Here is a 7,107-nt window from a genome sequence, read left to right as displayed (position 1 = left end):
CGCGTCGACAACGCATACGGAGACCGAAACCTTGTCTGCACATGCCCACCAATGGAAGCTTACGAAGAAGCCGCAGAATAAAACAACAAACCCCCGCCGAAAGGCGGGGTTCTACAAAAGCAGCAGTCAGTTTTGTTGTTGGGCTAAATCAAAACAAGATTGGTAGTTCAGATGAAGCACTACGCAGTTAAAGATGAGCATAGAGAAGCAAACCGGACATACTGTAAGGCGTCTGAACCTAAGAGGCACATCGATGTCATTTTGCGTTGCGAGGAAGACAAAGCGTCAGCAGAAGCTATCGTCGAATTCTACCGATCTTTGAACAACCTAGTCGGCAAGCCAACCTACCGAGTTAGTACACGTGTTATTGGGGAAGGAGAAGTTGGAGGACCTCTCTATTGGGCCAGGAGAACAGCAGTACTTTGGGGTAACTCGGAGCACGCATGGTCTCCAATAGACGAGCAAAGATCGTGGATCGCGCAATTGTTGAGCCTATCGCCACGGACAGTCCTTGTTGGAGGTGCTGTGATGTTGCTCGCGCAAACAGACAATTTTGATCGCAAGGTCGCTGCCATACATCCAAGCTTTGAAGTGGCAGCATCGGAGGAAGGAATTAAGAGTTGTGGAGCTGCTACTTACCTCTCTTCCACAGGACGTTTGCACAGCGCAAATGCAAGTATCAGCACCGTTAGATTGCTGAGTGATTTTGTCTCGATGGATCACGGAGAGCATCTTGCAGATGCCTTGCGAAGACATATTGGGCTGATTGAGCCAAAACAAACGATCGAAAGTAAACTTGCAAACCGACTGGTTCGTCAAGCCAATGGGGACGAATTGGTTATTCACACGTTGACGAAAATGTTGGAGAACATTGAAGAGCCACTGAGTATTTCCGGGATATCGGAACAGGTAGGAACTTCCACTCGGCAACTTCAGAGGCGATATCTCAGCAAGACTGGTGCAAAACTCTTGGAGACCTATAAAGAGCTTAGGTTGGAGAGGGCAAGTAGCTTGCTACATCATACAGATATGTCGATGATGGAAATCGCTACTGCAACAGGATTTTCCTCTCACGTCGCAATGTCCCGAGCCTTTTTCAAACAATATGGATCAAAACCGGAAGCAAGCAGGAAATTGAGGTATCGTGGGATTGCTCCGATCTAGCAAGGACAAAAAAGTTTGCTAGAAGTCGTAGTCAGCGATCTGGGCATGATGTGGTTTGATGCCGTCCCTCTGATAGGATTCCTTGTCGCAATGGAGATGATCTATGGCTTAGAAAAATGGTGGATTTTACACTGGCGCGATGTGGATCGCGCTAATGAGTAGGTTGAAAGGCAAACAGGTTTCTTTGGATTTGGGTTTAGGCCTTTCAATGCTGAAAGACTGGGCGATTGCATATCGAGGCAATAGTGTTGAACCCATGCAGAATTCGCAGCGTGATATTACCGTCTGCAGCGCTTTGACGTATTCGATCTTTCTATAGGTTCAAAGCTAAAAGGTATTTTGACTTTGTAGCATTTAGATCGAGTGTCCATCTCATTTTCAGACTTACGGTGAAAGCCTCAGAGCCAACCAGAAATCGACATATTTCAACGCGATTTCGCAACACAGAGATTTCTTGCTAAGTTAAAAGCACCAGTAGCGCTTGCGAATAGAAGATCGGGGCTGTGAGCCAACTATGCGAAGCTTTTTTGGAGTTGTCATATGCATACTCGGGTTTGCGACACCGCATGCTTTGCACGCTTGCGCCGTTTGTACAGAACTGCCAGAAGCAACCATTTCTGATCGAATACTAGCGGCAGATGTCGTTGTATTTGCGGGTTCAACTCCAGAAAACCCGTTTGAGTATTCGACTCGACGCGTCTTTAAGGGGAGCGAGGAAAAACTTGGTAGCGCGCCCAGTATTCCATTTCTCATAGACAGCGTTACGCGGCGGGCTCTCCGCGCTGACCCAACGACAACGGTTCTTCTGACATATGGACCAGAATTCAACGACAAGGCTGGGCGCAATTTTTCGCGGGCTTGGCGGCGCATCTTTGTGATGACTTCGGATAGAAGCGAGTTTCTTGAAAATCTTCAAAGCAATAGCGTGCTTTGGCGTTTAGGTGAAACTGACAACGCCGCACGCGTTTCGTTCTTTTCTGACTATTTGTGGCACCCGGATCAAGTCCTGCATGACATGGCCATGGCGGAAATCGCGCGGGCAGACTATGCATTCGTGCGTCCGAAGGGCGACGGGTTTTCAACCAGCCAGATTTTGGAAGAATTGAATAACTTAAACCGTTTTGCCTACTGGCCCGTTGCTATTCGCTTATTGGGACTACAAACCGATCCACAGGCACGTTCGATTGTCCGCTCGCGCTTTGCCAAAGCCTTGAAGTCCGGTGGTTTGCATTCCCATGAGTGGGCACTTGCCGGCGTAGAGGCGGACGGGGTAAATGCGATCAACGCAATTGGTCTCGCGCTCAAGGACCGCAGGAAGACGCTGGATGACAAAAAGGCCCTGGTTCGGGCATTGTCCGACGCGGGATCGTCACAAACGCAGTTCCAGGATGAGATTGTCCAAGTTTTTGCGGGTGTCCTTGATAGCGACCCAGAATTGACCCTGCAAATCGCTGTTGCAACCCGAAATTGGGGCGAAACTACGCTGCACCAAAAGTTTGAAGCATTGGTTGCGCTCGAAGAAACGGACCCCGCAACGCAGTTTTTCCTAAACATAGTTCTGCAGGATAATGCTGCATCCGAGTAAGTCAGTTTGGAACATGTCTTGCCACGGTACGCCCCGATCGGAGGGGCTTAGTTTCGGAATCTTCTCCAAAAAGACTAATCAACGCTTATGACCGCGATGAGGTCTGGCGTAGGCCGGAGAAAAGATTTTTTTCAGGGAGTTACGCTCCATATGGTCCGAAAAGAAAATAGTCGGAGAAAAATTTTACAGAAATCGAAACCATATGATATACATAAAATCGAATATTAATGGGCCGAAAAGAGTCCTGTTTCGAACCGTGTCGTTGATTTGGGAGGTCAATATGTACCGGGTTTCCGCTTTTGTCTTCGCGCTGGTGCTGTCGCCAGCTTCCGCTTTCTCTGACGCTGTGCCAAGCGAAGAGGCCGCCGAAGGTTTGTTTCTAGAACAACCGTACTCCCCATATGCACAACGCAGTTTCCCAGAGCGGCCGCTATGGGGAGATACTCATCTCCACACGGGACTTTCTCTGGACGCGGGCGCTTTTGGCAACACGTTACTGCCTGACGATGCATGGCGCTTCGCAAAGGGTGAGCAGGTCCTCTCCTCGACAGGCCAACCTGTCAGACTGGGGCGACCATTGGACTGGATGGTCTTAACGGATCACACCGACTTGATGGGGTTCGCTCCGGATCTCCAAGCAGGCAAGCCAGGCGTGATTTCCGACCCAAAAGGCCTGGAGTGGTACGAAGGGTATAAAGCTGGTGGTGAAGAGGCCGGGAAAACCGCCTTTGATATCATTACAAATTTCTCTCAAATGACCCTGCCGGAAATCCTGCTTGAGTCCTACAGCCCTGGTGCGGACGCCTTTGCGTTTACCTGGGAGCACATTGTTCTCGCGGCCGAGCGGCACAACGACCCTGGGAACTTTACAGCCTTTATCGGGTTCGAGTGGACCTCTGTTCCGAAGGGGTTCAACCTTCACCGGAACGTTATGTTGCGGGATGGGCCGATCAGAGCGCTTCAGATGGTCCCGCCGGTCACGCAACCGCCTTACGGCGACACAGACCCAAAATCGCTCTATGCTTGGCTTGAAGAGTATCAGGAGAAGACCGGCGGTCGTGCTGTCGCCTTTGCCCATAACGGAAACTTGTCAAATGGATGGATGTTTCCGACCGAAGACACATACCACGGTGGAAAGGTTGACGAAGACTATGTAGCTGCGCGTGCGAAATGGGAGCCGCACTATGAAGTCACGCAGATCAAGGGCGACGGCGAAGCGCACCCGTTCCTAAGCCCGGATGACGAATTTGCAGACTATGAAAACTGGGACGTCGGCAATCTCGATATCACCGAGCTTAAGACAGAAGATATGCTGGCCGGAGAATATGCCCGAGAAGCGCTGAAGCGCGGTTTGATGTTGGAAGAAAAATTCGGCGTGAACCCCTACAAGTTTGGCATGGGCGGCGCTACGGACAGCCATACATCCTTGGCGACGGCTGAAGAGGACAACTTTTTTGGCAAGTCGGTCAGCGTTGAGCCATCGGCCTCTCGTATCCAACACCCATTCATCGCCAACGATCTTGGTGAAATACCCGGCGATCTTTTGGTCGCGTCAGGGTATACAGCTGTTTGGGCGACCGAGAACACTCGCGCGGCGATCTTCGACGCATTCAAGCGGCGCGAAACCTACGCGACAACCGGACCTCGGATCGGGTTGAGGTTCTTTGGTGGATGGGACTTTAGCGATGCTGACGTAGAGACCCGGTTCCTTGCGGATGTTGGCTATACCAAAGGTGTTCCCATGGGGTCAGATTTGCGCCCCCGCGAAGGTGATGGGGCACCGTCCTTCCTGATAGCCGCCTTGCGCGACCCGGTTGGTGCAAATCTGGACCGCGTTCAAGTTGTGAAGGGATGGCTCGACCCGGACGGTAGCTTGCAGGAAAAAGTTTACGATGTTGCGTGGTCAGATGACCGCGTGGCTGACGAAAATGGTAAGCTTCCAGCTGTAGGAAACACCGTAGACCTGGAGACAGCAAGTTGGACCAACACAATCGGTACCGCCGAGTTGGTGAAGGTTTGGTCTGACCCGGATTTCGACCCCAATGCAAGGGCGTTTTATTACGTTCGGGCAATCGAAATCCCAACTCCTCGTTGGATTCTCTATGACAAGCTGAGGTTCGGTGCAGAGTTGCCCCAAGATGCAGTTCTAACTCACCAGGAGCGTGCGTATTCCTCACCGATTTGGTACACTCCGGCGGAGTAGCATGATTTAGACATGGATTTAGACAGCGAGACGGTGAACGCCCCTTGGGGTATTCACCTTAGGCATGAAGCTTGCGTGGCGTGGGATCCTTTGCAAAAAACAATTGAAAAGAGAGCTCAAGCCCAGGTCTTGCAGGAGCCCCAATGAGAATATTGAAAGAACCTCTGTTCCATTTCTTTTTGATTGGGGCGGCTATTTTCATTTGGTTCCATATTGTTGCGCCGGCGACCGAGACGGTCGAAAATCTGGAAATCATCACGATAGAAGAAGACGATGTCGCGCGTTTGGCAGACCAGTTTGAAGCCAGGTGGAGCCGTCGACCAAGCGATGCTGAGCTAGAAGCATTGGTCATTGCGTCAATTCGTGAAGAGGTTCTGGTCAGAGAAGCAAGAAAACTTGGCCTGGATCGCGGAGATACAGTGATCAGGTCTCGGCTGAGCCAGAAAATGGACTTTCTGACAGAAGCAATAGCCACGTCAGTGGTTCCGGACGACGAAGAGCTAGAGGCGTTTCTCAATCAAAATCCCGCACGGTACGCAACTCCTGATAGGGTGGCGTTTACCCAGATATTTCTGGGTGAAGACCCCAGCGAGGCACAAATTGAGGCAGCACTGTCGGCACTGAGAAGAGGGCAAGAGCCTCTCGTTTCTGGCGCTTCAACATTGCTTCCTGCTTCAATGCCGTTAACCGCGACACGAGTAGTCGACTCGGTTTTCGGCATGGGCTTTTCAAAAGGACTCATAGAGGTTGAAACAGGTCCTTGGGTAGGACCGGTCCAATCGGGCTACGGTTTACATCTAGTTCAAGTGCGCACCTTTGAGCCTGGCCGTACACCGCCCTTGTCCGAAATTCACAGTGATGTTTTGCGCGACTGGCGTCGCGCTGCGAGCGAAGATCTGGCCCAGGCGCAATACGATAGCTTGGTTCAAAATTACGAGATTGTAGGCCCCGATCTCCCAGGTCCAGCCGAATGAGATGGGTGATCTGCCTTTTGGTTTACGTGCTGTGCGCGTGGCCCGCAGCCAAGGCCAATGCGCACGCACTTGATCCCGGATATCTGGAGATACGTCAAATCTCCTCTGATGCCTGGAGCGTCCACTGGCGGAAGCCTGATGTGAATGGCCAACCTATGGCGATTGACGCTGTGTTGCCGGAAGGTTGTACGCCGATGCGCGGCCCTTCTCCAACCTCCGACGGTCGAGCATGGGTTGCATCGTGGATCGTAGAGTGCCACGCGGATATCGCAGGGCGGCCGATCGCAATCGACGGGCTAGAGGCTCAAAAGAACGACGTATTGGTCCGTCTACACCCTTTAGAAACTGAGCCGGCCACGCTGCGTTTTACGCCAGAGACAGCCGTCCAAACCATACCTTCTGAGCAGACGACATGGTCAGTTTTTACCGCTTATGCCCTTTTGGGTTTTGAGCACATTCTGGAAGGCTGGGATCACCTTCTGTTCGTTTTTGCGCTTTTCATTTTAGTCCGCGAACCTTGGAGATTGGTCGGTGCTGTAACGGCCTTTACACTCGCACATTCCATCACTCTGGCGTTGGCGACGTTTGGCGTATTGAATGTACCTGGTCCGCCCGTCGAGGCCGTCATCGCCTTGTCCATCGTTTTTCTAGCTATGGAGATTGTGAAAAGTGAAGATGGTCGGTTCCGGCTTTCAAAACAGAAGCCCTGGATCGTTTGTTTTGGATTTGGGCTATTACATGGCCTTGGTTTTGCGGGAGCCTTGGCTGAAATTGGACTGCCCTCGAACGACATTCCAGCGGCCTTACTGGCGTTCAACCTTGGTGTTGAGGTCGGACAGCTAAGCTTTATCGGCTCCTTGGCACTTCTTGGAGCAATCTGGCGGTTCATTGCGGCTCCGGTCAGTAATAGGGCGACGGTGATTGCCGCTTATGGTATCGGTTCAGTTTCGATGTATTGGCTCATAGAGCGCACCAGCGGCTTTTGATTGACAAAGGCGGTTAACTGCTTTGTGCAGATTGGGTGAAGTAGTTTGGCTTTTGAATAGCGCGCTTCGTTTACCACTGATGGCATGTTCCACAGCAAAAAAAGGATGATCTATGGGAGCGAAGGCAGGCAAACGGGGAATGGTCAAAGGCGGCTGGAGGTCACCAATGTGCCGACCAGATAGGGGGCCAAAAAG

General features: G+C 51.5%; 6 protein-coding genes. All 6 read left to right on the top strand.

Annotated features, from left to right (window positions below):
* Positions 1-528: 528 nt before the first annotated feature.
* Complete coding sequence (locus ACR0B5_RS22505) at positions 529-1,164, top strand: helix-turn-helix domain-containing protein (RefSeq protein WP_480543588.1); 636 nt, start codon at positions 529-531, stop codon at positions 1,162-1,164.
* 15 nt (positions 1,165-1,179) lie between these two features.
* Positions 1,180-1,326: a hypothetical protein gene (locus ACR0B5_RS22500; RefSeq protein WP_480543586.1), complete on the top strand. Its 147-nt coding sequence runs from the start codon at positions 1,180-1,182 to the stop codon at positions 1,324-1,326.
* A gap of 715 nt (positions 1,327-2,041) precedes the next feature.
* Positions 2,042-2,749, top strand: a complete 708-nt coding sequence (locus ACR0B5_RS22495) for a hypothetical protein (RefSeq protein ID WP_480543584.1) — start codon at positions 2,042-2,044, stop codon at positions 2,747-2,749.
* Positions 2,750-3,029: 280 nt separating this feature from the next.
* Entirely contained in the window at positions 3,030-4,952 is a 1,923-nt protein-coding gene (locus ACR0B5_RS22490) for a DUF3604 domain-containing protein (RefSeq protein ID WP_480543582.1), read from the top strand.
* 143 nt (positions 4,953-5,095) lie between these two features.
* On the top strand, positions 5,096-5,926 hold the full coding sequence (locus ACR0B5_RS22485; protein WP_480543580.1) for a peptidyl-prolyl cis-trans isomerase: 831 nt from the start codon (positions 5,096-5,098) through the stop codon (positions 5,924-5,926).
* Positions 5,923-6,912, top strand: coding sequence for a HupE/UreJ family protein (locus tag ACR0B5_RS22480; RefSeq protein ID WP_480543578.1), 990 nt, complete (start codon positions 5,923-5,925; stop codon positions 6,910-6,912). Before ACR0B5_RS22485 ends, ACR0B5_RS22480 begins: the two co-directional genes overlap by 4 nt.
* Positions 6,913-7,107 lie beyond the last annotated feature (195 nt).

It is taken from the genome of Ruegeria sp. AG1 (genome assembly GCF_056541705.1).
This window is presented reverse-complemented; position numbering and strand designations above follow the sequence as displayed.

What these genes read in the sequence shown, in the direction of transcription:
- ACR0B5_RS22505 (WP_480543588.1), top strand. Translation starts at nt 529, where the DNA reads ATGTTGCTCGCGCAAACAGACAATTTTGATCGCAAGGTCGCTGCCATA.
- ACR0B5_RS22485 (WP_480543580.1), top strand. Translation starts at nt 5,096, where the DNA reads ATGAGAATATTGAAAGAACCTCTGTTCCATTTCTTTTTGATTGGGGCG.
- ACR0B5_RS22480 (WP_480543578.1), top strand. Translation starts at nt 5,923, where the DNA reads ATGAGATGGGTGATCTGCCTTTTGGTTTACGTGCTGTGCGCGTGGCCC.
- ACR0B5_RS22490 (WP_480543582.1), top strand. Translation starts at nt 3,030, where the DNA reads ATGTACCGGGTTTCCGCTTTTGTCTTCGCGCTGGTGCTGTCGCCAGCT.
- ACR0B5_RS22495 (WP_480543584.1), top strand. Translation starts at nt 2,042, where the DNA reads ATGACTTCGGATAGAAGCGAGTTTCTTGAAAATCTTCAAAGCAATAGC.